The following is a 23,874-nucleotide window of genomic DNA, read 5'->3' on the forward strand; positions in this document are numbered from 1 at the left end:
GTCACGGGGGTGCTGTTCCACAGACGCAGAAGGGCCCGGCGCACAGCACCGGGCCCTCCTGGAGTCAAGGCTCGCGTCGCCCCTACTGCGGTCGGTAGGGCACGCCGTCAGCAGCCGGGGGCCGGGAGCGGCCCACCAGCCCGGCGACGGCGAAGATCGTGACGACGTAGGGCAGCATCAGCATGAACTGGCTGGGCACGTTCGAGCCGATGACCGAGAGGACGCCCTGCAGGTTGGAGGCGAAGCCGAACAGCAGCGCGGCCAGGGTCGCCCGGATCGGGTCCCACTTCCCGAAGATGACCGCCGCGAGAGCGATGTAGCCCGCGCCACCGGTCATCTCGCGGTTGAACTGCGGCACCGAGACCAGGGTGTAGAAGGCGCCGCCGAGGCCGGCGACCGCTCCGGCGATGAGGATCGTGCGGTAGCGGGTGCGGTTGACCTTGATGCCGACGGTGTCGGCGGCCATCGGGTGCTCGCCGACCGCGCGGACGCGCAGGCCCCAGCGGGTGCGGTAGAGGGCGAACGTGACCACCGCGACCGCGATGTAGAGCAGGTAGACCACCGGCGTCTGGCGGAACAGGATGGGCCCGATCAGGGGGATGTCGCCCAGCACCGGGATCGGCACCACCTTGAAGCGGGCGGAGGTGTTGAGGTCGGCGGCGTTGGGGGCCAGCACCTGGCTGAACATGAAGCTCGTGATGCCGATGACGAGCACGTTGAGGACCACACCGACGATGATCTGGTCGACGAAGTAGCTGATCGCGAAGAGGCCCAGGACGAGGGCGACGAGCGCGCCGGCGACGGCGGCGGCGAGCAGCCCGGGCCAGGGCGACCCGGTCATCGAGCTGACCACCGCGGCGGCGAAGGCGCCGAAGAGCAGCTGGCCGTCGATGGCGATGTTGACCACGCCGGCCCGCTCGCCGAGGACGCCACCGAGGGCACCGAAGACGAGGGGTACGGCGAGGGCCAGCGAGCCGGCCAGGAGGCCGACCACCGGCAGGGTCTCGCCGACGGCGGCCCAGACCAGGAACCCGGTCATCCAGGCGACGGCGAAGATCGAGACCAGCCACATCGGGGTGCGCTTCTTCGCGAGGTAGCGGCGCACGGACTCACCCGTGAGCAGGGCGCACACGACCGTCAGGGCCCAGGCGGTCGGCATCGTCGGCAGCGTCAGGTCGGGCAGCTGGAAGATGTCGGTCTCGCGGGCGAGGCGGAGCGTGGTGTCGCCGGACTCCGGCTGCAGCAGGAGGATCAGCGCGAGACCCACGGTCAGGACGCCGAGCACCACGGGCGTCTTGCGGGAGACGAGGGTGACGACCTCGCCGGTCGTCGCGGCCGGAGCCGGCGACGCGCCGGTGGAGGTCGGGTCGGTCAGGGCGCTCACTTGGCCTCCTTGGCGGGGAGCCGGAAGATCGCCCGCACCAGCGGGGGTGCGGCGATGAAGAGGACGATCAGGGACTGGACGACCAGCACGATGTCGACCGGGATGCCCTCGGCCGCCTGCATGGAGAAGCCGCCCGCCTTGAAGGCACCGAACAACAGCCCGGCCGCGAGGATGCCCAGCGGACGCGACCGGCCGAGCAGCGCCACGGTGATGGCATCGAAGCCGATGCCGGCGTCGAGGTCGAGGGTGACCCCGTCGGGCACGGTGCCGAGCACCTGGTTGACACCGGCGAGACCGACGAGGGCGCCCGCGATCAGCATGACCGTGATCCAGGTGCGACCGACGTCGATGCCGGCCGAGCGGGCGGCGCTGGGGTTCTCGCCGACGGCACGGATGCGGTAGCCCAGCGCCGAGCGGTTGAGCAGCCACCAGGCGAAGGCCACGGCGACCAGGGCGATCAGGAAGCCGAGGTGCAGGTTGAAGCGGTCGCCCAGGATGTCGGGCAGGACCGCCGACTCCTTCATCGGCAGGGACTTGGGGTTGGCCGATCCCGGCGCCTGCAGGAGGCCCTCCTTGGAGAGGGCGTAGAAGAGCAGGTAGTAGGCGACGTAGTTGAGCATGATCGTGACGATCACCTCGTGGGCACCGGTGCGCGCCTTGAGGACACCGGCGATGGCCGCCCAGAAGGCGCCGACCACGGTGCCGACGAGGATCGCCAGGGGCAGGTGGATCGCGATCGGCAGGTCGAAGTTGATGCCGACGTAGCCCGCGGCAGCGCCGGCGAGCAGCATCTGCCCGCGGCCACCGATGTTGAACAGTCCGGCGCGGAAGCCCAGGCCGACACCGAGGCCGGCGAGGATCAGAGGGGCGGCGAACTTCAGGGTCTCCGTCAGCGGACGGATCTGGGTGGCGAAGTCGCTGACGAGGTTGTTGTAGACCGCCCCGCGGAAGAGCGCGGTGTAGGCGCCCCACACGGCGTCCCAGACGGCGGAGAAGAAGTCGCTCGGCCGGGCGAAGACGTACCCGGCCGTCTCCCGCACGGTGTCGTCGGTGGCGGCGACCATGACCGAGCCGACCAGCACGGCCAGCACCACCGCCAGCACGCCGGCGAACGCGTCGCCGGCGACGATCTGGCGCATCAGGGAGTGGCCCTTGCCGGGCTCCGGGGGCTGCCCCCCGGATTCCTTCTCGGCCGGTGCCGGGGCCTGCTCGTTGGTCACTGCGTCGTTCACGCCACGTCTCCCTCGAGGTCCTTCGGCCGCTCGCCGGTCATCATCAGGCCCAGCTGTTCGCGCGGGGTGTCACCCGGGACGATGCCGACCACGCGACCGCGGTAGAGGACCATGATCCGGTCGGCGAGCGCGACGACCTCGTCGAGCTCGGTCGAGACGACCAGGACGGGGACGCCGCTGTCGCGCGTGGCCACCACCTGCTTGTGGATGAACTCGATCGAGCCCACGTCCACGCCGCGGGTGGGCTGTGCGGCGACGAGCAGGCGCAGGTCGCGGGACAGCTCGCGGGCGACGACGACCTTCTGCTGGTTGCCGCCGGAGAGGTTGCCGCACGCGGTGTCGATGTCGCGCGCGCGGACGTCGTACTGCTGCAGCTTCTCCTGGGCGAAGGCGCGCAGCTTGTCGATCTGCAGCGAGCCACGGCGCACGAACGGCAGGTGGAAGCTGCGGTTGAGCATGAGGTTCTCGGCGATCGTCATGTTGCCGACGAGACCGTCCTCCTGGCGGTCCTCGGGGATGAAGCCGACGCCGGCGTCGAGGACCTGGCGCACGGACCTGCCGAGCAGCTCCTTGCCGTCGAGGCGCACGGACCCGGTCACGTGGTCCTGGAGGCCGAGGATGGCCTCGGTGAGCTCGGTCTGTCCGTTGCCCTGCACGCCGGCGACGGCGAGGACCTCACCGGCCCGGATGGAGAAGCTGATCCCGTCGACCTGGACGTGGCCCGTGGCGTTGACGACGCGCAGGTCCTTCACGACGAACACCTCCTCGCCGAGCTTCGGCGGACCCTTGTGGACCACCAGCTCGACGGGCCGGCCGACCATCATGGCGGCGAGCTCGGCGTTGGACGCCGTGGGCTCGGCCTCGCCGACGACCTTGCCGAGGCGGATCACGGTGATCTTGTCCGCGACGGCACGGACCTCGCGCAGCTTGTGGGTGATGAAGACGATGGCCTTCCCGGCCTCGCGGAGCTGGCGCATGATCTCCATCAGCTCGTCGGTCTCCTGCGGGGTCAGCACCGCGGTGGGCTCGTCGAAGACGAGCAGCTCGGCGTCGCGGGAGAGCGCCTTGATGATTTCGACCCGCTGCTGGACGCCGACGGGCAGGTCCTCGACGAGCGCGTCGGGATCGACGTGGAAGCCGAAGCGCTCGGAGATCTCCTTCACGCGCGCGCGGGCGGCGTCGAGGTCCAGGGTTCCGGCGAAGCCGGTCGACTCGTTGCCGAGCATGACGTTCTCGGCGACGGTGAAGACAGGGATGAGCATGAAGTGCTGGTGGACCATGCCGATGCCCGCTGCCATCGCGTCGCCGGGTCCGCTGAAGTGCTGCACCTCGTCGTCGAGCAGGATCTCGCCCTCGTCGGCACGGTAGAGGCCGTAGAGGACGTTCATCAGTGTCGACTTGCCGGCGCCGTTCTCGCCGAGGAGTGCGTGGATCTCGCCGGGTTCGACGGTGAGGGAGATCCTGTCGTTGGCGACCAGGCTGCCGAAGCGCTTGGTGATGCCACGGAGCTCGAGCTTCATGAGATCGCATCCTATGCAGGTGCCAGGGGCGGGGGATGGTCGGGCAAGAGCGAGGGGAGGCCGACTCGCGTCGACCTCCCCTCGTCCGGTGGAGCTGCTTACTGGTTGAGGTACGAGGTGACCTCGATGGAGCCGTCGATGATGCCGGCCTTGACCTCGTCGAGCTCGCCCTGGAGCGAGCCGGGCACCTTGCTCTCCCAGTTGTGGAAGGGGGCGATGCCGACGCCGTCGTTCTCCAGCGTGCCGACGTAGGGCGTGAAGTCGAAGTTGTCCTCACCGGCGGCCATGATGGCCTCGTAGGTGGACACCTTCATGTTCTTCAGGATGGAGGTCATGACGACCTCCTGCGTGTTGGGGTCGGTCTCGAAGAGGTCGGCGTCGACGCCGACCATCGCGATGTCCTTGCCCGAGTCCTCGATCGCGGTCAGCGCGCCCTGGTAGATCGGGCCGCCGACGGGAAGGATGACGTCGACGTCCTGGTCGAGGATGCGCTTGGCGGTGCTGGTGGCGGCCTCGTTGGCCTCGAAGCCACCGGTGAAGGAGCCGTTCTCGCCGTCCCAGCCGACGACCTCGACCTTCTTGCCCTTCTCCTTGTTGTAGTACTCCACGCCCTGCTTGAAGCCGTCCATGAAGATGGTGACGGTGGGGAAGGGCTGACCGCCGTAGGTGCCGACCTTGCCGGTCTTCGTGGTGTCAGCAGCGGCGTAGCCGGCGAGGAACGCGGCCTGCGCGGTGTCGTAGAGCAGCGGCTTGATGTTGGGCTCGTCGGCCTTGCCGTCGAAGGTCTGGCCGTCGTCGCCGCCGTCCGCGGAGTCGTCGATCAGGACGTACTCGATGTCGGGGTTGGCGGCCGCCGACTCCTTGGTGGCGGCGGCGAGCGCGAAGCCGACGGTCACGATGGCGTCGCATCCCTGGGAGACGAGGGCCTCCAGGTTCGGGCCGTAGTCGTTCTCGCTGTTGGACTCCACGTCCTTCAGCTCCACGCCGAGCTCGTCGGCTGCCTGCTTGGCGCCCTCGTAGCCGAGCTGGTTGAACGACTTGTCGTCGAAACCACCGGCGTCGGACACGATGCACGGCAGGAAGTCGCTGGCAGCCGAGCTGCTGTCGTTCCCGCTCCCGGTGTTGGTGTCTTCCTCGGGCGCGTCACCACACGCAGCCAGGGTCGCGGCGGCGAGCAGCGCCACGAGGCCGCTCGAGACGACCTTCCTCGTCTTCAACACAAATGCCTCCAAGTTCATGCACCCCGGGGTGGGGACAGCTTTTCGGGAGCATGATGCCTGCCGGGGCGCACCCCGTCACGAGGTTCGGGACTTCCGAAATGCGTTTGAGACATAAAACCCGCCGGACATCTTTCGGCGAGACCTGCCAAAGACCGTGGCTTCCCCGTATGCGCCATAGTGTCCGCGTGGATGACAGGGTGCACGACCCGGTGGACGACCGGGAGGGCGGCGGCTGGGGCCAGGACGACTGGGACGGCCTGAGGCAGCAGGCCGTCGACGTGATGCGGCGCGCGTACGCGCCGTACTCGAAGTACAAGGTGGGAGCGGCTGCGCGCGCGGATGACGGCCGGATCGTGGTCGGCTGCAACGTGGAGAACGCGGCGTACGGCGTCGTGCTGTGCGCCGAGTGCGGAGTGGTCTCGCAGCTGCACGCCACGGGCGGCGGCCGGCTCACGCACTTCGTGTGCGTCAACGCCGAGGGCGAGGTCATCATGCCCTGCGGACGGTGTCGCCAGCTGCTCTTCGAGCACGGCGGTCGTGACCTACTGGTCTGGACCGTCTCGGGCGTCAAGCCCATGTCGGAGGTGCTGCCCGACGCCTTCGGACCCGACGACCTGGCCCACCTGACCGGGGTGGCCGACGCAGCAGCGGAAGGAACCCACTAGTGGCCGCCCACGACGCCGTCGAGGTCATCCTCGCCAAGCGCGACAAGCACGAGCTCTCCGACAGCCAGATCGACTGGGTGATCGACGCCTACACGCGCGGGGAGGTCGCCGACGAGCAGATGTCGTCGCTCGCGATGGCGATCCTGCTCAACGGCATGAACCGCCGCGAGATCTCGCGCTGGACCGGCGCGATGATCGCGTCGGGGGAGCGGATGGACTTCTCCGGGCTCTCGCGCCCGACGGCCGACAAGCACTCGACCGGCGGCGTCGGCGACAAGATCACCCTGCCGCTGGCCCCGCTCGTCGCGGCCTGCGGGGTGGCCGTCCCCCAGCTCTCCGGTCGCGGCCTGGGCCACACCGGCGGCACGCTCGACAAGCTCGAGTCGATCCCCGGGTGGCGCGCGGCGCTGAGCAACGAGGAGATGTTCGCGATCCTCGAGGACGTCGGCGCGGTCATCTGCGCGGCCGGTGACGGCCTCGCCCCGGCCGACAAGAAGCTCTACGCCCTGCGCGACGTGACCGGCACCGTCGAGGCGATCCCGTTGATCGCGAGCTCGATCATGAGCAAGAAGATCGCCGAGGGCACCGGTGCGCTGGTGCTCGACGTCAAGGTCGGCAGCGGCGCCTTCATGAAGGACCTCGCCACCGCGCGCGAGCTGGCCGAGACCATGGTCGCGCTCGGCACCGACGCGGGCGTGCGCACCGTCGCGCTGCTCACCGACATGGCCACCCCGCTGGGCCTCACCGCCGGCAACGCGGTCGAGGTGCAGGAGTCCGTCGACGTGCTCGCCGGAGGCGGCCCCGCCGACGTGGTCGAGCTGACCCTGGCCCTGGCCCGCGAGATGCTCGCCGGGGCGGGTCGTGACGACGTCGACCCCGCCGACAGTCTGGCCGACGGCTCGGCGATGGACGTGTGGAAGAAGATGATCCGCGCCCAGGGTGGCGACCCGGACGCGGCGCTGCCGCAGGCGAAGGAGTCGCACGTCGTCACCGCGCCGGCCACCGGCACCCTCACCAGCCTCGACGCGATGGCGGTCGGCATGGCCGCCTGGCGGCTGGGGGCCGGCCGGGCGCGCAAGGAGGACCCGGTGCAGGCCGGCGCCGGCGTCGTCTGGCACGCCCGCCCCGGAGACCGGGTCACCGAAGGCGATCCCCTCTTCACCCTGCTCACCGACGAGCCGGAGCGCTTCGAGCGGGCGCTGGCCTCGCTCGAGGGCGGCTTCTCGGTCTCCTCCGGTGAGGGCGACGACCTCGCCGAGGCCCGCCGGGAGATCGTGCTCGACCGCATCGGCTGACCCCGCCGCGGGCTCTCCCCAACTCTGGCGATGACCGGTCAGTAGCAACCGGCTCGCCCGGGTCCCCTCCTACGTTTTCTTTACCTTAGGGATCGTGGGGAGCCCATGAAGCACAGCAACAAGGGGCGCGCGGACACCGGCGCCATCGTCATGTCGACGGCCGTGCTGGCGGCCGTGGTGCTGGTGACCGGCCTCGCCGTGGGCGCGGGCGCCACCTGGTTCGCGCTCTCGCGCGACGACGGCGAGGCGTCGTCGTCCGACGGGTGCGCCGACTTCCGCAGCGTCGACGTCGCGGTCGCCCCGGAGATGTACGGCGTCGTGGTGGCCGCCCTCGCGGACGTCACGCCCGACTGCGTGCAGGTCGACCCGGCGATGCGGTCAGGCATGGAGGTCTCCCGCGGCGCGTCCATGGGCGGCGCGCTGCCCGACGTCTGGATCCCGGAGGCGCACTTCGTCGCCACCGAAGCCTTCCTCGGCAGCGCGGCCCGGCCGCGGCTGCTGGCGCAGAGCCTGGCCACCACGCCCGTCCTGCTCGTGGGAGGTGCCGCAGCCAGGCAGTTCCCGTCGTGGGGCGAGGCCGAGGCCTCCGGACTGGTCACGTCGCCGGATCCCGAGTCGTCGACCGTGGGGGCGCTGGCGCTCACGGCGCCGGAGGCGGAGGCCGGCATGGTGGGCCGGACCAGGGAGGAGGCCCGCCAGCTGATGGTCCCCTTCGCGCAGGCGCAGAGTGCTCGCACCGTCAGTGGCCTGGACACGAACGTGCGTCCCGCCATGTTCGTGCGCCGCTCGCCGCGCCTCGTCGTGACCACCGAGCAGCAGCTGCAGACGGACGACGGACGTCCCGACCTCCGCGACCTGACCCCCGACGTGGGTGCGCCGGTCCTCGACTTCCCGCTCATGGTGAGCCGCGACGCCGCGCCGGGCTCCCGGGCGCTCGCGCGGGCGCTCGCCGACCACCTCCGCAGCGAGGAGGGACGGTCGCTGATCGCCGCCGAAGGGCTCCGCGTGCCGGACGGGGCGGGCGGGGCCACGTTGGCGCCGCCCTCGGCGAAGGCGATCGCCGAGGCGGTCTTCTCGTGGAGCGTGCTCAGCGTGCCGTCGGCGATGCTCGCCGTCGTCGACGCGTCCGGCTCCATGGACGCGGAGACCGGCACCGGCTCGCGCATGGACCTGCTGGCCGACGCGGCGCGGATCGGACTGGGCTTCCTCCCCGACCACGCCCGGGTGGGCCTGTGGATCTTCTCGATCGACAAGGGAGGTCCTGGCCAGGACTGGCGCGAGCTCGAGCCGATCCGCCGCCTCGACGACCTGCGCTTCGGCCGCACCCAGCGCTACGCGCTGCGGGAGCGCGCCGCCGAGCTGCCCGCCCTGACCGATGGCGGGACCGGCCTGTACGACACGGCGCTGGCGGCCTACCGGGAGGCGCTGCGCAACTACCGGCCGCAGTACTCCAACTCGGTCGTCCTGATGACCGACGGCCGCAACGAGGACCCCGGTTCGATCAGCCTCGAGCAGCTGCTGCAGCGACTCGAGGAGCTGCGCGACCCCGACAAGCCGGTGCGGATGGTGGGCATCGCGATCAGCGGCGACGCCGACATCGCCGCCCTGCGCCGGATGGCGCAGGTGACCGGCGGTGAGGCCTACCTCGCGGCCGAGCCCGAGGACATCCTGGGGGTGTTCGCGCAGGCCGTGCTGTCGCGGTGAGGCTCAGGCCAGGAGCAGCACGACGTGGGCGGCCACGCAGGCCGGCTTGTCGTGGCCCTCGATCTCGACGGTGTGCTCGACGACGAGCTGCTTGCCGGCGGGCAGGTCGCGGACCTCGCCGAAGCGCACGTTCGAGCGCAGCCGGCTGTCGACCGGCACCGGGCTGGGGAAGCGCACCTTGTCGAGCCCGTAGTTGAGCCGGGCGCCGGGAGTCTCGAGCCGGAAGACCTGTGAGGCGAAGTGCGGCAGCAGGCTCAGGGTGAGGAACCCGTGGGCGATGGTGGTGCCGAAGGGGCCCGCGCCCGCCTTCTCGACGTCGACGTGGATCCACTGGTGGTCGAGGGTGGCGTCGGCGAAGGCGTCGATCCGGGCCTGGTCGACGACGAGCCACTCGCTGGTGCCGATCTCGGACCCGGAGGCGGCGGCGACCTCGTCGAGCGTGGTGAAGGTGCGCATGCGCACGAACATAGTGCTTCACCGTGGCGGGCCCTGATTGGATGTGCCGATGAGCACTCCCACCCGCGACCAGGTGCAGGCCGCCCCGAAGGTCCTGCTGCACGACCACCTCGACGGCGGGCTGCGCCCGCAGACGATCGTCGAGCTCGCCGCCGACGCCGGCCACGAGCTGCCGGCCGCCGACGCGGAGTCGCTCGGACGCTGGTTCGCCGAGTCGGCCGACTCGGGCTCGCTGGTCCGCTACCTCGAGACCTTCGACCACACCGTCGCGGTGATGCAGAGCGGCCCGGCGATCGCCCGCGTCGCCCGCGAGTGCGTGGAGGACCTCGCCGCCGACGGCGTCGTCTACGCCGAGGTGCGCTACGCCCCGGAGCAGCACGTCACCGGCGGGCTGACGCTCGACGAGGTCGTCGCCGCGGTCCAGGAGGGCTTCGACGCCGGCATGGCGGCCAGCGGCGGCCGGATCGTCGTACGACAGCTGCTGACCGCGATGCGGCACCAGGCGCGGTCGATGGAGATCGCCGAGCTCGCGATCGCCTGGCGCGACCGGGGCGTCGCGGGCTTCGACATCGCCGGCGCGGAGGCCGGCTTCCCGCCCACCCGCCACCTCGACGCCTTCGAGTACCTCCAGCGCGAGAACGCCCACTTCACGATCCACGCCGGCGAGGCCTTCGGCCTGCCGTCGATCTGGGAGGCCATCCAGTGGTGCGGCGCCGACCGGCTCGGCCACGGCGTGCGGATCATCGACGACATCACCGTCCACGACGACGGCTCCGTGGAGCTGGGCCGGCTCGCGGCCTACGTCCGCGACAAGCGCATCCCGCTCGAGATGTGCCCGAGCTCCAACATCCAGACCGGGGCCGCGGAGTCGTTCGCGGAGCACCCGATCGGGCTGCTGACCGACCTGCGCTTCCGGGTCACCGTCAACACCGACAACCGCCTGATGAGCGGCACGTCGATGACGCAGGAGATGTTCGGCCTCGTCGAGGCGTTCGGCTACACGCTCCAGGACCTGCGCTGGTTCACGATCAACGCCATGAAGTCGGCGTTCCTGCCCTTCGACGAGCGCCTCGCGATCATCGACGACGTCGTCAAGCCGGGCTACGCGGCGCTCATCGTCGACTAGCGGCGCCGGTGCCGGCGGTCAGCTCGGCGTAGGCCTGGTCGCCCGTCGCCCGGCGGCACCCCTGCCGCACGGCGTGCGCGACGACCCGCTGCTGGGCGCGCATGAGCGCGAGCCCGCGGCGCAGGAGCACCAGCGGGGGCTTGCGGTGCTCGCGCAGGTCGCGGGTGAGGCGGCGCCAGAACGTCAGGAGCGGGTGCTGGGTGATGCAGTAGGCAGCGGCGAGGATGCCCTCGTCGCGGCAGGCGGCCACCACGTCCGGGGCGAAGATGCCCTCCGCGACGAAGCGGGTGGCGCCGGCGAGGTCCACGGTGTGCGAGCCGCACCGGCCGTTGCGGGCGATCTCGTAGACCGGCACCTCGCTGCGACCGGTGGCGCACAGCTCCCGCAGCGCGGCGAGCGCGTCGGCCTCGTGCCATGAGTCCGGGTGGTCCCAGTCGACGAGCCCGGCGTTGGCGCCGGAGGTGATGCGGGGGAGCGAGGGGTCGTCGCCGTCCTTGTAGAAGTCGTCGAGACGCAGGACGGGGAGTCCGAGGCGCTCGGCGAGCCGGGACTTCCCGGCGCCGCTGGGGCCGGCCAGGACGACCACCTGGGCAGTGCTCATTTGTTACGGACTCATTTCGTCGTTCGGCCACGGGGGGTAAAGGCTGGACATTAGTCTCGCCCAGACCCCCGATCGACACCTCTGTGGGAGGACCTTCATGAGTCTCGACGACTCGACCGCGCCCGAGACCGCGGACACCTCCGGCGGCCCCGGAGGTCGCCCCGCCAAGACCTTCGTGCTGGGCGGGCTCGCGCTCGCGCTCGTCGTCGGCCTCGTCGGCTTCTTCACGGTGCGCGGCGCCAGCGGCGAGCCCGAGAGCGCCGACTGCGTCACCGAGGTGGTCACGCTGACCACCGCCCCGGTGATGGAGGACCTGGTCAAGCAGGCCGTCAAGGACGTCAACCAGGACGAGCCCTGCATCGACATCCAGGTCACCGCCGGCACCGTGAAGGACGTCGTCGCGCTCCTCAGCGACCCTAACGCCGAGCTCCCCGAGATCTGGATCCCGGACAGCCCGACCTGGAAGGGCCAGCTCACCAGCGCCGGCTGGAGCGGCACGCCGATCGCCGAGGTGCTCGCCCAGACGCCCGTCGGCCTCATCGGCGGCCCCGCGGCCAAGGCCCCGGCGTCCTGGTCGGCCGTGCTCGACGGCGGCAGCCTGGCGATGGCCGACCCGAGCGCCGAGGGTGCCTCCGCGCTCGCGCTGCTCGCGCCATACGCCGAGATGAAGAAGACGGGTGAGACCGCCCTGACCATCGAGGAGAAGACCGTCCCGGTCGCCCAGACCTACGGCGAGCGCGCCGTGGCCGGCAGCGCCAACGAGACCGACCTCTCCACCATCACCGCCTCCAGCACCCAGCTGGTCCCCGCGACCGAGAAGGCCTACCTGGCCGCGCGCCGCAGCAACGACCAGCTCACCCTGGTGGCGCCGCGGACCGGCGTGCCGATGCTGCAGTACCCGCTGATCGACGTGAACCGCGGCACCAAGGACATCCTGTCCACCGGTGGCGACCTCTCGTCCCGCGTGGGCCGCGCCTTGGGTCGCTGGTTCGCCTCGAGCGCCGGCGTCGAGGCCATCGCGGCCGCCGAGCTGCGCGGTCCCGAGGGTGCCCCGCTGCCCAACGACATCGGTCTCGGCAGCGCCCAGGTGCTCCCCAAGGTGCCGCAGAAGACCACCGACGACGCGCTGCGCCAGTGGCGCGTGCTGTCGGTGCCCTCCAGCATCCTCGCGGTCGTCGACCTGTCCGGCTCCATGAAGATGGCCATCGGCGACACCACCCGCATCGGGCTGGCGGTGACCGCCTCCCAGGTGGCGCTCGACGCCTTCCCGGCGCAGGCACGCATCGGCATCTGGGGCTTCTCCAAGAACCGCGGCGAGAACGGTGCGTCCTACGCCGAGTACTCGCCCCTCGAGCGGCTCGACGCCCCGGGCGCCGACGGTAGGACCCACGGTGACGAGGTCCGGACCGAGGCCAGCGCTCTCCCGGGCAAGGTGCGCGGCGGCACCGGCGTCATGGACACCACCCTGGCTGCCTACAAGCACGCCCAGGAGATGTGGGACCCGGCGTGGTTCAACTCCGTGGTGATCATGACCGACGGCGCCAGCGACGACTCGAGCTCGCTCTCGCTGGACTCGCTCGTCAACCAGCTCAAGTCGCTGCGCGACCCCGCCAAGCCGGTCAAGGTGATCATCATCGGCATCTCGCAGGACGCCGACACCGGTGAGCTCGAGCAGATCGCGGCCGCGACCGGTGGCCAGAACTACCTCGTGAACAACCCCAACGAGATCCTCGGCGTGCTGGCCTCGGCCCTGCTCAACCGCTGACGAGTCGGCGCGAGCCGACACGCACACGACGTCGAGTCGGCGCATCCTGACCACAGGATGCGCCGACTCGATGTCTTTCGTGCGTGATGACGTGCCGACTCGACGCCCTCAGACGCCGATCGGGTGCCAGACCGTCTTGGTCTCGAGGAACTGCGTCATCCGGTCCAGCCCGGGCTCGGCGAGCCAGTCCGTGTCAGGGGAGGGGCGGCGTACGCGCTTGAGGTTGTCGGCCGCGGCCACCTCCAGCTCGGCGGCGAGCTCGACGTCCTCGACGCCGGTCAGGTCGATGCCGTTGACGTCCATGTGCGAAGCGAGCCACGGGGCGATCTCGGCCTGCGAGCCGGTGAGCACGTTGACGACGCCGCCGGGGAGGTCGCTGGTGGCCATGACCTCGCCGAGGGTGATCGCGGTCAGCGGGTTGTCCTCGCTGGCGATGACGACGACGGTGTTGCCCGTGACGATCAGCGGCGCGACGACGCTGACGAGGCCGAGCAGGGGGCCGCGCGGAGCGACGACCGCGATGACGCCGCTGGGCTCCGGGGTCGACAGGTTGAAGAACGGGCCGGCGACCGGGTTGGCGTTGCCGACGACCTGGGTGATCTTGTCGGCCCAGCCGGCGTACCAGACGAGGCGGTCGATCGCGGCGTCGACGGCGGCGCGGGCCCTGGCCGGGCTGACGCCCTCCGAGGCGCGGATCTCGGCCTCGAACTGCTCGCGACGGCCCTCGAGGACCTCGGCGATGCGGTAGACGACCTGGGCGCGGTTGTACGCCGTCCTGCCGGACCAGCCGCCGAACGCGGCGCGGGCGGCGACGACCGCGTCGCGGGCGTCCTTGCGTGAGGCCTGCGCGGCATTGGCGAGCAGCTTGCCCTTGGCGTCGTTGACGACGTAGGAGCGCCCCGACTCCGAGCGGGGGAACTGCCCGCCGATGTAGAGCTTGTAGGTCTTGCGCACGTCGATGCGGGACATCAGCTGGCCTCTCCCTTGAGGTATCCCTCGAGCCCGTGGCGACCGCCCTCGCGGCCGTAGCCGGACTCCTTGTAGCCGCCGAACGGCGAGGTCGGGTCGAACTTGTTGAACGTGTTGGCCCAGACCACGCCCGCGCGCAGGCGGTTGGCCATGGACAGGATCCGCGAGCCCTTGTCGGTCCACACTCCGGCGGACAGGCCGAACGGGGTGTTGTTGGCCTTCTCGACCGCCTCCGACGGTGTGCGGAAGGTCAGCACGGACAGGACGGGGCCGAAGATCTCCTCGCGGGCGATCCGGTGGGCCTGCGAGACGCCGGTGAAGATCGTCGGCGGGAACCAGAAGCCCTTGGTGGGCAGGTCGCAGGCGACCTCCCAGCGCTCGGCGCCCTCGGCGTCACCCACCTCGGAGAGCTCGCGGATGCGCTTCAGCTGCTCGCCGGAGTTGATGGCGCCCACGTCGGTGTTCTTGTCGAGCGGGTCGCCCATGCGCAGCGTCGACATGCGGCGCTTGAGCCGCTCGAGCACCTCGTCGGCCACCGACTCCTGCACGAGCAGGCGCGAGCCCGCGCAGCAGACGTGGCCCTGGTTGAAGAAGATGCCGTCGACGATGCCCTCGACGGCCTGGTCGATCGGGGCGTCGTCGAAGACGATGTTGGCGGCCTTGCCGCCGAGCTCGAGGGTGACCTTCTTCTCGCTGCCGGCGACCGCGCGGGCGATCGCCTTGCCGACCTCGGTGGAGCCGGTGAAGGCCACCTTGTCGACGTCGGGGTGCGACACGATGGCGCGCCCGGTGTCACCGGCGCCGGTGACGATGTTGACGACGCCTGGCGGAAGGTCGGCCTGCTGGCAGATCTCGGCGAACAGCAGCGCGGTCAGCGGAGTGGTCTCCGCGGGCTTCAGCACGACGGTGTTGCCGCAGGCCAGGGCCGGGGCGATCTTCCACGCCAGCATGAGCAGCGGGAAGTTCCACGGGATGACCTGGCCGGCGACGCCGAGCGGGGTCTCGCCGTAGCCGGAGTACTTCAGCTTGTCGGCCCAGCCCGCGTAGTAGAAGAAGTGGGCGGCGACGATCGGCACGTCGACGTCGCGCGACTCCTTGATCGGCTTGCCGTTGTCGATCGACTCCAGGACGGCGAGCTCGCGGCCGCGCTCCTGGATGATCCGGGCGATCCGGTAGAGGTACTTGGCGCGCTCGGCGCCGGACATCCGCGACCAGACGCGGGTGTAGGCGCGGCGGGCGGCCTTGACGGCCTCGTCGACGTCGGCGTCGCTGGCCTCGGCGACCTCGGCCAGCACCTCCTCGGTGGCGGGGTTGACCGTCTTGAACGACGTGCCGGTGCCGTCGACGAACTCGCCGTTGATGAACAGGCCGTAGGACGGCTTGATGTCGACGATGGCGCGTGACTCGGGTGCGGGGGCGTACTCGAACATGGTGGGACCTCAGTCCAGCGTGAAGTAGTCGGGACCGGAGTAGCGACCGGTCGTCATCTTGGTGCGCTGCATGAGCAGGTCGTTGAGCAGCGTGGAGGCGCCGAAGCGGAACCAGTCGGGGTCGAGCCAGTCGTCGCCGCAGATCTCGTTGACCATCACGAGGTACTTGATCGCGTCCTTGGTGGTCTTGATGCCGCCGGCGGGCTTGACGCCGACCATCTGGCCAGTCTGCTCGCGGAAGTCGCGGACCGCCTCGAGCATGATCAGCGTGACCGGGAGGGTGGCGGCCGGCTGCACCTTGCCGGTGGAGGTCTTGATGAAGTGCCCGCCGGCCATCATCGCCAGCCAGCTGGCGCGGCGGACGTTGTCGTAGGTCTGGAGCTCGCCGGTCTCGAAGATGACCTTGAGGTGCGCGCTGGTGCCGTCGGGGCGGGCGCACGCCTCCTTGACCTGGGCGATCTCCTCGTAGACGTCGAGGTAGCGACCGGACAGGAAGGCGCCACGGTCGATGACCATGTCGATCTCGTCGGCGCCGGCCTCGACGGCGTCACGGGTGTCGGCGAGCTTGATGTCCATCGCCGCGCGACCGCTGGGGAACGCGGTGGCGACCGCCGCGACGTGCACGCCGCTGTCGCCGAGCGTCTGCTTGGCGGTGGGCACCATGTCGGGGTAGACGCAGACGGCCGCGGTGGCCGGGCAGGTCGGGTCGGCGGGGTCGGGGCGCATCGCCTTGGAGGCGAGCGCGCGGACCTTGCCGTGGGTGTCCTGGCCCTCGAGCGTGGTCAGGTCGACCATCCGGATGGCCAGGTCGATGGCGAAGGCCTTCGACGTGGTCTTGATGGACCGGGTGGCCAGACCGGCGGCGCGGGCCTCGCACCCGACCTGGTCGACCCCGGGGAGTCCGTGGAGGAAGCGGCGGAGCGAGGACTCCGAGCGCACGACGTCGTCGAAGACCCCGGTCGCGGAGGGGGAGCTCGCCGTTGAGCTGGCAATGGGTGTCACCGACCCAGCATAGAGTTGGCCGAGACACCCCCGGCAATCCGCAGGGGCCCAATGTCTGCCCAAAACGGCGAGGAGATCATGGCACGCCTGCAGGACGATCGTGAGGCCGTGGTGGAGCGGTTCACGCCCACCAGTGGACGGGTCTCCGGGTGGGCCGCCCTGGCGCTCAGCGTGACGGTCGTGGTGGCCGCGGTGGCCTATCGCGACGAGGGCTTCCCCATGTGGGTGGGCGCCGCCGCGCTGCTCGTCGGCGTGCTGGCGTGGGCCGCGATGCTGCGTCCGGCGCTGTGGGTCACCGAGGAGCACCTGGTGATGCGCAACCTCGGCGAGACGGTCCACATCAGGCTGGCCGCGGTCGAGGAGATGGCCGTGCGCCAGGTCCTCGCGGTCCGCGCCGCGGACCGGCGGCTGGTCAGCACCGTCCTGGGGCGCACGTGGCGCAAGACGGTCACCTCCCGTCGCGACCCGTCCGCCGCGGACGGTCCCCGGGAGGGGATGGGCTACGTCGACTGGGCCGAGCACCGCATCCGCGAGCTCGTCGACGCTGCGCGCGAGCGCGCCGGCGTCACCGCCGGCTCCCGGGAGCAGCTCGCCCTGCCCGACGCCGTACGACGCGAGCCCGCGGCCGTGCCCCTCGCGCTCATCGGGGTGGCCCTCGTGCTGCTCGTCGTCAGCCTCTTCCTCTGACCTCGGCGACGAACGCCGCCTCGATGCCGTCGAGCACCAGGGTGAGGCCGTGCTCGAACTCGTCGCCGTAGGCGTAATCCTTGCCCGCGATCCGCTCGGCGACGAGCTCGGCCATCCAGGGGCGGTCGACGAGGGCTGCGGCGATCTCGTCGATGAACTCGTCGGCGGTGCCGGGTTCGAAGGGCAGGTTCACCTCGGTGAGCACGAAGCCGAAGGTGTAGGCGTCGAGCACCGAGAACGCGTGCGCAGCGAGGGCGACGGTGAAGCCGTCCGTGCGCAGGCAGCCGAGCACGGCGTCGTGGTGGCCGAACGTGGCCGGACCGGCGGAGCGGCGGGACTCGAGCAGTCCGAGGCCCCACGGGTGCGCGGCGAGCACGGCACGGGCCGAGCGAGCCCGCGCCTCCATCTCGCCGCGCCACGGCGCCCCGATCGTCGGTGTCGTGATCTGGGCGAAGACCCAGTCCGCGAGGCCGTCGAGGAGCGCGTCCTTGCTGGCGACGTGGTGGTAGAGCGACATCGCCTCGACCCCGAGCTCGCGGCCGACGCTGCGCATGCTCACCCCGGCCAGCCCGGACGCGTCGGCGACCCGGCTCGCGGCGTCGACGACGCGGTCGGCGGACAGAGGTGGTCTGGACACGTGCGGCTCCTCGGTTGGTGTCTTACGGGTGTAAGGCTACGGTGTCCGCATCAGGCTTACGGGTGTAAGGCACGGGAGGCGCGGATGAGGGCAGCAGTCGTGGAGCGGTACGGACCGCCGGAGGTCGTCTCGGTGCGGGAGCTGCCCGACCCGGTCGCCGGGAAGGGCCAGGTCGTCGTGCGCGTCCGCGCGACGACCGTCAACTCCGGGGACGCCCGGATCCGCGGGTGCCGCTTCCCGCGCGGTTTCTCCGTCCCGGGGCGCCTCGCCCTCGGCTGGAGCGGGCCGCGTCGGTCCGTGCTGGGCGTGGTCTACTCGGGCGTCGTCGAGTCGGTCGGACCTGGTGTCGCGCGGGTCTCGGTGGGGGACGAGGTCGTCGGGATGACCGGTGCCGCGATGGGTGCGCACGCCGAGCTCGCCGCCGTACGCGCCGACCGGCTCACCCCCAAGCCGCCGGGCGTCACCCATCAGGATGCCGCAGCGGTGGTGTTCGGCGGCAGCACTGCACGACACGTCCTGCGCGACGTCGTGGCGCCGGGCCGTCGTGTGCTGGTCAACGGAGCCGCCGGTGCCGTCGGGACCGCCGCCGTGCAGGTGGCCCACCTGGCCGGCGCGCACGTCGCAGCCGTCTGCAGCGGGTCGAACGCCCACCTGGTCCGGTCGCTCGGAGCGGACGAGGTGGTCGACCGGGGGAGGACCTCTGTCCACGACCTGCCCGCGGTGTACGACGTCGTGCTCGACGCGGTGGGCAACCTCGACCGGCGCTCGGGGCGCAGGCTGCTCGCGCCCGACGGCGTGCTGATCCTGGCTGTCGCGGGCCTGGCCGACACCGTCCTGGCGCGCGGCAAGGTCCGGGCCGGCCCCTGGCCGGAGGACCCGGCCGACTTCGCGTGGCTGCTCGAGCGCCTCGCGGCGGGCGAGCTCCGGCCGGTGGTCGGGCGGACGCTGCCGCTCGACGAGATCGTCGAGGCCCACCGGATCGTCGACTCCGGTCACAAGGTCGGCAACCTGGTCCTCACGCCGTGACGCGGCGGGCCGCGGCGGCGGTGCCGGGGGTGGGCCACCACCGCGCGATCGCCGCCGACTGGCCCAGCGTCCACGTCGAGCTGCACACCCAGTAGACGAGCAGGGCCACCGGGACCACGCCTCCCGCCAGCAGCATCCCGCCGGCCGACATCACCGGCATGATGCGCTGCGCGGCGACCATCGCCTCGGGCATGCCGTCGACCGAGGTGTTGGGGGCCACGACGAAGCGCTGGGTGACGTAGGACAGCGCGGCCGCGGTCAGGGCCAGCCCGGCGACGACGGCGAGGTGGATCCCGCCGGAGCCGAGGTAGCCGTGGCCGGCGAGCGAGACGCCGACGATCGAGGCGGCGCCGAACGACGACACCAGCCCCGGCCCCATCGCGCCGACCGCCACTCCGGAGGCGACGTCGGAGACGAGGTGGTAGAGCCCGAGCCAGACCGGCAGCTGCACCAGCACCGGCAGGCAGCCGAGCCGGCTGACCCCGTGCTCGGCGGACACGGCGCGGCGCTCGTCCATGTGGGCGCGGAGGCTCTCGGCGTCGGTGCGGCCGCGGTAGCGCTCGGCGATGCCCTGCAGGTGCGGCCGGGCGCGGGCCGAGGCGTGGGCCTGGCGGACGCCGTGGACGACGAAGGGCAGCAGGAGGAGCCGGACGAGGACGACGAGGGAGGCGACGCCGAGCACCCACGTGACAGCGGAGTCGGGGGAGGCGCCGAGCGCGGTCAGGGCGTCGTGGGTGGTGGCGAGGACGGTCGCGAGGGCGTGCTTGAGCGGGTCGAGCAAGGACATGGGTGTCTCCTGGATGAGGTGGAAGGGTCTGCAAGGCGTCGCGCGGGGCGACGACTCAGACGCGTCCAGGAGCACGCGGGCGCACCGGGTGGACCACGTCGGTGGTCCGTCCGGCGAGCACGAGCGGGATGTCGGCCGCGCGACGGCGCGGCCGGAGCGAGTGGATGCCGTCGTCGGGCACGGCCAGCAGGCAGTGCACGCCGGCCAGGGCGCTGGCCGCGGAGAGGGCGGTCATCACGACGACGGTCTGGGCGGTCGCCGTCGGGTCCAGCGACGCGGCCGCGAGGAGCGACGCGACGCCGAGCAGGGCGAGGACGAGCGCGAGGCGCGCCCGTGCTGCCGCATCGACGACGGTCCGGACCATGGACCGAGGGTAGCGGGTGGTCAGCGCAGCTCGTAGGCGCCGAGGTCGGTGCGGCCGACCACCTTCCGAGGCTCGTAGCGGGCCGGGTGGACGTACTGCTGCTGGGCCCGCCAGCGCGGCGGCACGTGGGCGCCGCGATCGACGGCGCGCGACGACCGGGTGAGCCGGTAGTCCTGCCGGGCAGGGGCCACGAAGCCACCGGGCCCCACCCGGCGGTTGGCCCGGGCGTCGGCGGCCTCGCCGGTGAAGAGCGCGCCGGGTCCGACCAGGAGGTTGTTGCGCAGGTGGGCGTCGCTGCCCTCGGCGAGGGCGACGAAGGTGCCGCTCGCGCGCTCGTTGACGAAGGTGTTGTTGACGACCCACAGGTCGCGCGAGGGGTGGGTGAACCCCTCGGCGCCGTAGGACACGAGCGTGGCGTTCTCCGAGCGCGGACCCTGCACGACGACGTTGCCGGCGACGAGGGAGCTGCCCCCGTTGGGCAGGTCGATGGAGTAGCTCGCGGTGGCTGCGCCGTCGCTGATCCGGTTGGCGGCGATGGTGTTGCTCGCCGCCCGTGACTTGAGCTCGTGGCCGGTGTCCGCGCCGGACAACCAGCACCCGGCCACGGTCAGGGAGCGCACGGCGCCGACGTAGAGGTTGTGCGAGTAGCCGTCACCGGCCCCGTTGCCGAAGAAGCGTGACCCCGTGATGAACACGTCGCTGTCGGAGTCGTCCCCGGTGAGGATGCCGTTCTCGTTGTGGTGGAACCAGCTGCGGTCGACCGTCAGGCCCGTTCCCTCGAGGCGGATGCCCGCGCCGTTGCCGTCGGCGACGGCCGCGCCGCTGAACTCGATCCGGTCGACCGTGGTGTTGTCGCCCTGCAGGACCCAGATCGCCTTGCCCTGGGCGTCGTTGCCGTCGGCGCGGAGGTGGGCGCGGGCGCCGTCGCCGGCCAGGGTCAGGTCGTCCTGGGTCCAGGTGGCGACGTCGCCGGAGTAGGTGCCGGGGTCGATCAGCACCGTGTCGCCGTCACGGGCGACCGCGGCCGCCGCGCTCGGCGTGGTCAGCGCCCGGTCAGGCCCCACGCGCCACGTGCGCGGACCCCCGTCGGCGTACGACGTCGTGCCGGGCGACACGGCGAGCAGGCCCGCCGCGAGGGCGAGGGACGAAAGGACCCGCCGGGCGGGCACCTCAGCCGCCGACGGGCTGGCCGAAGGCGGCTCCCCGCAGGTCGGCCTTGATCGCGTCGAGCCGGCCGGCGGCGGAGATGCGGGCCGCGTCGGCGCCGCCCCCGTCGGTGCCCGTCTCCACGGGGACGACGACCTCGAGGTAGCACTTGACCTTGGGCTCGGTGCCGCTGGGACGCACGATGACCCGGGCGCCCTCGGCCAGCGTGTAGCGCAGCCCGTCGGTGGGCGGGAGCGTCGCCGATCCCTCCGAGAGGTCCTCGACCCTCTCGACGGCGAGCCCGCCGAGGGTGGTCGGGGGCGCGGCGCGCAGCCGGTCCATGGTGGCCGGGATGGCGGCGAGGTCGTCGAAGCGGACCGACAGCTGGTCGGTGGCGTGCAGGCCGTGCCGCTCGGCGATGTCGTCGAGGATGTCGGTGAGGCCGCGTCCCTCGGCCTTGGCCTGCGCCGCGAGCTCGCACACGAGCAGCAGCGCCGAGACGCCGTCCTTGTCCTTGACGTGCTCGGGGTCGCAGCAGTAGCCGAGGGCCTCCTCGTAGCCGAAGGCGAGGCCCTCGACGCGGCCGATCCACTTGAAGCCGGTGAGCGTCTCCTCGTGCGGCTGCCCGGCCGCGGCGGCCATCTTGCCGAGCAGGCTGGAGGAGACGATCGAGTTGGCGTAGGTGCCCTGCCGCCCCCGGGCGAGCAGGTGGTGGGCCAGCAGGGCGCCCACCTCGTCGCCGCGCAGCATCCGCCAGCCGTGGACGTCGGGCACCGCGACGGCGCACCGGTCGGCGTCGGGGTCGTTGGCGACCACCAGGTCGGCCTTCTGCTCCGCGGCGAGGGCCATCGCGAGGTCCATCGCGCCCGGCTCCTCGGGGTTCGGGAAGGAGACGGTCGGGAAGTCGGGGTCGGGGTGCTCCTGCTGCTCGACGATGTGCGGGGCGTCGAATCCCGCGGTCTCCAGCACCTGCGCGACCGTCGTACCGCCGACGCCGTGCAGCGGGGTGTAGACGATGCGCAGGTCGCGGGGGCCGTCCTCGGCCAGGCTCGCGGCGGTGTCGAGGTAGCGGTCGACGATCTCCTCGCTGACCAGACGGCCGGCGTCGCCCCGGGGGAGCTCCGCGAGCGGGCCGACGGCGGCGATCCGGGCGGCGATCTCGGTGTCGGCGGGCGGGACGATCTGGCTGCCGTCGCCGAGGTAGACCTTGTAGCCGTTGTCCTGCGGGGGGTTGTGGCTGGCGGTGACCATCACGCCGGCCGCGCAGCCCAGCTCGCGGATCGCGAAGGCGAGGACCGGCGTGGGCAGCGTCCGCGGCATCACGAGGGCCTTGAAGCCGGCGCCGGTCATCACCTCCGCGGTGTCGCGCGCGAAGACGTCGGAGTTGTGCCGAGCGTCGAAGCCGATGACCACGGACCCGCCGCGGTGGCCGGTGTCGAGGAGGTAGGCCGCCAGGCCGGCGGCCGCGCGGGTGACCACCACGCGGTTCATCCGGTTGGGGCCGGCGCCGAGCGCTCCGCGCAGGCCGGCGGTGCCGAACTCCAGGGTGCCGGCGAACCGGTCGGCGAGGTCGGTCTCCTCGCCGCGCTCGGCGGCGGCCACGAGGGCCTCCAGCTCCGCGCGGGTCTGCTCGTCGGGGTCCTCGGCGGCCCAGGCGCGGGCCGCCTCGAGCAGGTCGGTCTGGTCGGTCGGCACGATCATGGACGCACGCTATCCCCACGGGCCGTGACGTTGTCGGTGGGCGGTGCCACGATCGGCTCATGATCGATCACCTGGGCATCAACTGCACCGACCTGCCGCGGGCGGCGGCGTTCTACGACCGTGTCCTGGGCGTGCTGGGGCACCGACGCCTGATGGACTTCGAGGAGGCCATCGGCTACGGCACCGAGGAGCCGGACTTCTGGATCAGCACCTTCGAGGGCGTCGGTCCCAACCGGGAGGTCCACGTGGCCTTCCGGGCCCCGGACGCCGCCACCGTGCGGGCGTGGCACGCCGAGGCGGTGGCCGCCGGCGCCGAGTCGCTCCACGAGCCGAGGCTGTGGCCGGAGTACCACCCCGGCTACTACGGCGCCTTCGTCCGCGACACCGAGGGCAACAACATCGAGGCCGTCTGCCACACCGGCGACTCCTGACGGCTAGCGTGTGCGGGTGCCAGCCGTCGTCCGCTCCGTCAACGCCGGCACGGCCGGCCCGGTCCCGGGGCTGAAGCGGCCGAGCGGCATCCACAAGCACCCGGTCGACGTCATCGAGGTGCGCGACCCCGGCCCCAAGCGCGGCGGGCTCGGGAGTGGCGTCGTCGGCGACGCGATCATCAGCCGCAAGCACCACGGCGGGACGACCCAGGCCGTCTACGCCGTGGCCCGCGAGGAGCTCGACTGGTGGGGCGGGCACCTCGGCCGCGACCTGTCCGACGGGATGTTCGGCGAGAACCTGACCACGGTCGGCCTCGAGGTCGACACCGCGGAGGTGGGGGAGCGGTGGCAGGTGGGCGGCACGCTCCTCGAGGTGTGCGGCCCCCGCATCCCGTGTGCGACGTTCGCCAAGCACATGGCCGAGCGGGCGTGGGTACGACGCTTCGCCGAGCGCGGACTGACCGGCGCCTACCTCGCCGTCCTCGAGCCGGGCCCGATCCGGGCGGGCGACGCGATCGAGGTGGTGCACCGACCGGGGCACGGGCTGACCCTGCCGATGTACTTCCGAGCCCTCATGGGCGACAGGGAGCTCGCTGCCGTCTTCCTGCGGTCGGGTCTGCTGCCGGAGGTCGAGCACGACTGGCTCGCCCGGCGGCAGTAGAAGTGGCAGGACGAGACGTGGCCGCGGACCCGACCGGGTCCGCGGCCACCGTCGTGCCAGGGGCG

23 protein-coding genes are annotated in these 23,874 nt (G+C 71.8%); 9 read left to right on the plus strand and 14 right to left on the minus strand.

The features are described 5' to 3' along the window. Positions 1–82: 82 nt before the first annotated feature. The 4 genes from NCI01_RS21655 to NCI01_RS21670 all read right to left on the minus strand — a co-directional run bounded on the left by NCI01_RS21655 (position 83) and on the right by NCI01_RS21670 (position 5,356). Complete coding sequence (locus NCI01_RS21655; RefSeq protein ID WP_254183570.1) at positions 83–1,384, minus strand: ABC transporter permease; 1,302 nt, start codon at positions 1,382–1,384, stop codon at positions 83–85. Next, the gene (locus NCI01_RS21660) at positions 1,381–2,616 is read right to left on the minus strand and encodes an ABC transporter permease (RefSeq protein WP_254183571.1); all 1,236 of its coding nucleotides are present in this window, start codon (positions 2,614–2,616) and stop codon (positions 1,381–1,383) included. Before NCI01_RS21660 ends, NCI01_RS21655 begins: the two co-directional genes overlap by 4 nt. Further along, positions 2,613–4,136 (minus strand): ABC transporter ATP-binding protein, encoded by a 1,524-nt coding sequence (locus NCI01_RS21665; RefSeq protein WP_254183572.1) that lies wholly within the window; start codon positions 4,134–4,136, stop codon positions 2,613–2,615. The genes NCI01_RS21660 and NCI01_RS21665 overlap by 4 nt, the downstream gene beginning before the upstream one ends. Before the next feature lie 98 nt (positions 4,137–4,234). Next, a complete protein-coding gene (locus NCI01_RS21670; RefSeq protein ID WP_254183573.1) occupies positions 4,235–5,356 on the minus strand; it encodes a BMP family lipoprotein in 1,122 nt (373 codons plus the stop codon). 185 nt (positions 5,357–5,541) lie between these two features. On the opposite strand from NCI01_RS21670, the gene NCI01_RS21675 reads away from it, so the two are divergent. From NCI01_RS21675 to NCI01_RS21685, 3 genes are all read left to right on the plus strand, one after another. Then, positions 5,542–6,021, plus strand: a complete 480-nt coding sequence (locus tag NCI01_RS21675; RefSeq protein ID WP_308213245.1) for a cytidine deaminase — start codon at positions 5,542–5,544, stop codon at positions 6,019–6,021. Continuing rightward, positions 6,021–7,316 (plus strand): thymidine phosphorylase, encoded by a 1,296-nt coding sequence (locus tag NCI01_RS21680; RefSeq protein ID WP_254183574.1) that lies wholly within the window; start codon positions 6,021–6,023, stop codon positions 7,314–7,316. Before NCI01_RS21675 ends, NCI01_RS21680 begins: the two co-directional genes overlap by 1 nt. Before the next feature lie 105 nt (positions 7,317–7,421). Further along, complete coding sequence (locus NCI01_RS21685) at positions 7,422–9,020, plus strand: VWA domain-containing protein (protein WP_254183575.1); 1,599 nt, start codon at positions 7,422–7,424, stop codon at positions 9,018–9,020. Between the two features lie 3 nt (positions 9,021–9,023). Here NCI01_RS21685 and NCI01_RS21690 read toward each other — a convergent pair whose 3' ends face one another. After that, complete coding sequence (locus tag NCI01_RS21690) at positions 9,024–9,476, minus strand: MaoC family dehydratase (RefSeq protein WP_254183576.1); 453 nt, start codon at positions 9,474–9,476, stop codon at positions 9,024–9,026. Positions 9,477–9,525: 49 nt separating this feature from the next. Here NCI01_RS21690 and NCI01_RS21695 point away from each other — a divergent pair, with 49 nt between their 5' ends. After that, positions 9,526–10,602, plus strand: coding sequence for an adenosine deaminase (locus tag NCI01_RS21695; protein ID WP_254183577.1), 1,077 nt, complete (start codon positions 9,526–9,528; stop codon positions 10,600–10,602). On the opposite strand, the gene NCI01_RS21700 is transcribed toward NCI01_RS21695, so the two are convergent. Continuing rightward, positions 10,589–11,203 carry an ATP-binding protein gene (locus tag NCI01_RS21700; protein WP_254183578.1) on the minus strand — a complete coding sequence of 205 codons (615 nt, stop codon included), beginning with the start codon at positions 11,201–11,203 and terminating at the stop codon, positions 10,589–10,591. The genes NCI01_RS21695 and NCI01_RS21700 overlap by 14 nt on opposite strands. 97 nt (positions 11,204–11,300) lie before the next feature. Here NCI01_RS21700 and NCI01_RS21705 point away from each other — a divergent pair, with 97 nt between their 5' ends. Continuing rightward, positions 11,301–12,968 carry a substrate-binding domain-containing protein gene (locus NCI01_RS21705; RefSeq protein ID WP_254183579.1) on the plus strand — a complete coding sequence of 556 codons (1,668 nt, stop codon included), beginning with the start codon at positions 11,301–11,303 and terminating at the stop codon, positions 12,966–12,968. A gap of 108 nt (positions 12,969–13,076) precedes the next feature. On the opposite strand, the gene NCI01_RS21710 is transcribed toward NCI01_RS21705, so the two are convergent. The 3 genes from NCI01_RS21710 to deoC are packed head-to-tail and all read right to left on the minus strand — an operon-like array spanning position 13,077 to position 16,369. Continuing rightward, entirely contained in the window at positions 13,077–13,937 is an 861-nt protein-coding gene (locus tag NCI01_RS21710; protein ID WP_254183580.1) for an aldehyde dehydrogenase family protein, read from the minus strand. After that, positions 13,937–15,367: an aldehyde dehydrogenase family protein gene (locus NCI01_RS21715; RefSeq protein ID WP_254183581.1), complete on the minus strand. Its 1,431-nt coding sequence runs from the start codon at positions 15,365–15,367 to the stop codon at positions 13,937–13,939. The genes NCI01_RS21710 and NCI01_RS21715 overlap by 1 nt, the downstream gene beginning before the upstream one ends. A 9-nt stretch (positions 15,368–15,376) precedes the next feature. Continuing rightward, positions 15,377–16,369 (minus strand): deoxyribose-phosphate aldolase, encoded by a 993-nt coding sequence (deoC, locus tag NCI01_RS21720; protein ID WP_254183582.1) that lies wholly within the window; start codon positions 16,367–16,369, stop codon positions 15,377–15,379. A 78-nt stretch (positions 16,370–16,447) separates the two neighbouring features. Between deoC and NCI01_RS21725 the strand changes: the two genes are divergently transcribed. After that, positions 16,448–17,056 carry a hypothetical protein gene (locus NCI01_RS21725; protein WP_254183583.1) on the plus strand — a complete coding sequence of 203 codons (609 nt, stop codon included), beginning with the start codon at positions 16,448–16,450 and terminating at the stop codon, positions 17,054–17,056. On the opposite strand, the gene NCI01_RS21730 is transcribed toward NCI01_RS21725, so the two are convergent. Further along, positions 17,040–17,693 carry a TetR/AcrR family transcriptional regulator gene (locus NCI01_RS21730; protein WP_254183584.1) on the minus strand — a complete coding sequence of 218 codons (654 nt, stop codon included), beginning with the start codon at positions 17,691–17,693 and terminating at the stop codon, positions 17,040–17,042. The genes NCI01_RS21725 and NCI01_RS21730 overlap by 17 nt on opposite strands. A gap of 84 nt (positions 17,694–17,777) precedes the next feature. On the opposite strand from NCI01_RS21730, the gene NCI01_RS21735 reads away from it, so the two are divergent. Next, entirely contained in the window at positions 17,778–18,719 is a 942-nt protein-coding gene (locus tag NCI01_RS21735; protein WP_254183585.1) for an NAD(P)-dependent alcohol dehydrogenase, read from the plus strand. Here the strand turns inward: NCI01_RS21735 and yidC are convergent. The 4 genes from yidC to NCI01_RS21755 are packed head-to-tail and all read right to left on the minus strand — an operon-like array spanning position 18,709 to position 22,717. Next, positions 18,709–19,506 carry a membrane protein insertase YidC gene (gene yidC, locus NCI01_RS21740; protein WP_254183586.1) on the minus strand — a complete coding sequence of 266 codons (798 nt, stop codon included), beginning with the start codon at positions 19,504–19,506 and terminating at the stop codon, positions 18,709–18,711. The genes NCI01_RS21735 and yidC overlap by 11 nt on opposite strands. 55 nt (positions 19,507–19,561) lie before the next feature. Continuing rightward, positions 19,562–19,870: a hypothetical protein gene (locus NCI01_RS21745; RefSeq protein WP_254183587.1), complete on the minus strand. Its 309-nt coding sequence runs from the start codon at positions 19,868–19,870 to the stop codon at positions 19,562–19,564. Between the two features lie 20 nt (positions 19,871–19,890). Then, positions 19,891–21,039 (minus strand): NosD domain-containing protein, encoded by a 1,149-nt coding sequence (locus NCI01_RS21750; RefSeq protein WP_254183588.1) that lies wholly within the window; start codon positions 21,037–21,039, stop codon positions 19,891–19,893. 1 nt (position 21,040) lies between these two features. Continuing rightward, complete coding sequence (locus tag NCI01_RS21755; protein WP_254183589.1) at positions 21,041–22,717, minus strand: phospho-sugar mutase; 1,677 nt, start codon at positions 22,715–22,717, stop codon at positions 21,041–21,043. A 59-nt stretch (positions 22,718–22,776) separates the two neighbouring features. Here NCI01_RS21755 and NCI01_RS21760 point away from each other — a divergent pair, with 59 nt between their 5' ends. Next, positions 22,777–23,148, plus strand: coding sequence for a VOC family protein (locus NCI01_RS21760; RefSeq protein WP_254183590.1), 372 nt, complete (start codon positions 22,777–22,779; stop codon positions 23,146–23,148). A 16-nt stretch (positions 23,149–23,164) separates the two neighbouring features. Further along, positions 23,165–23,809 (plus strand): MOSC domain-containing protein, encoded by a 645-nt coding sequence (locus NCI01_RS21765; RefSeq protein ID WP_254183591.1) that lies wholly within the window; start codon positions 23,165–23,167, stop codon positions 23,807–23,809. The last annotated feature ends 65 nt before the right edge of the window (positions 23,810–23,874 follow it).

This window comes from Nocardioides pinisoli, from assembly GCF_024199985.1.
Lineage (GTDB): Bacteria > Actinomycetota > Actinomycetes > Propionibacteriales > Nocardioidaceae > Nocardioides > Nocardioides pinisoli.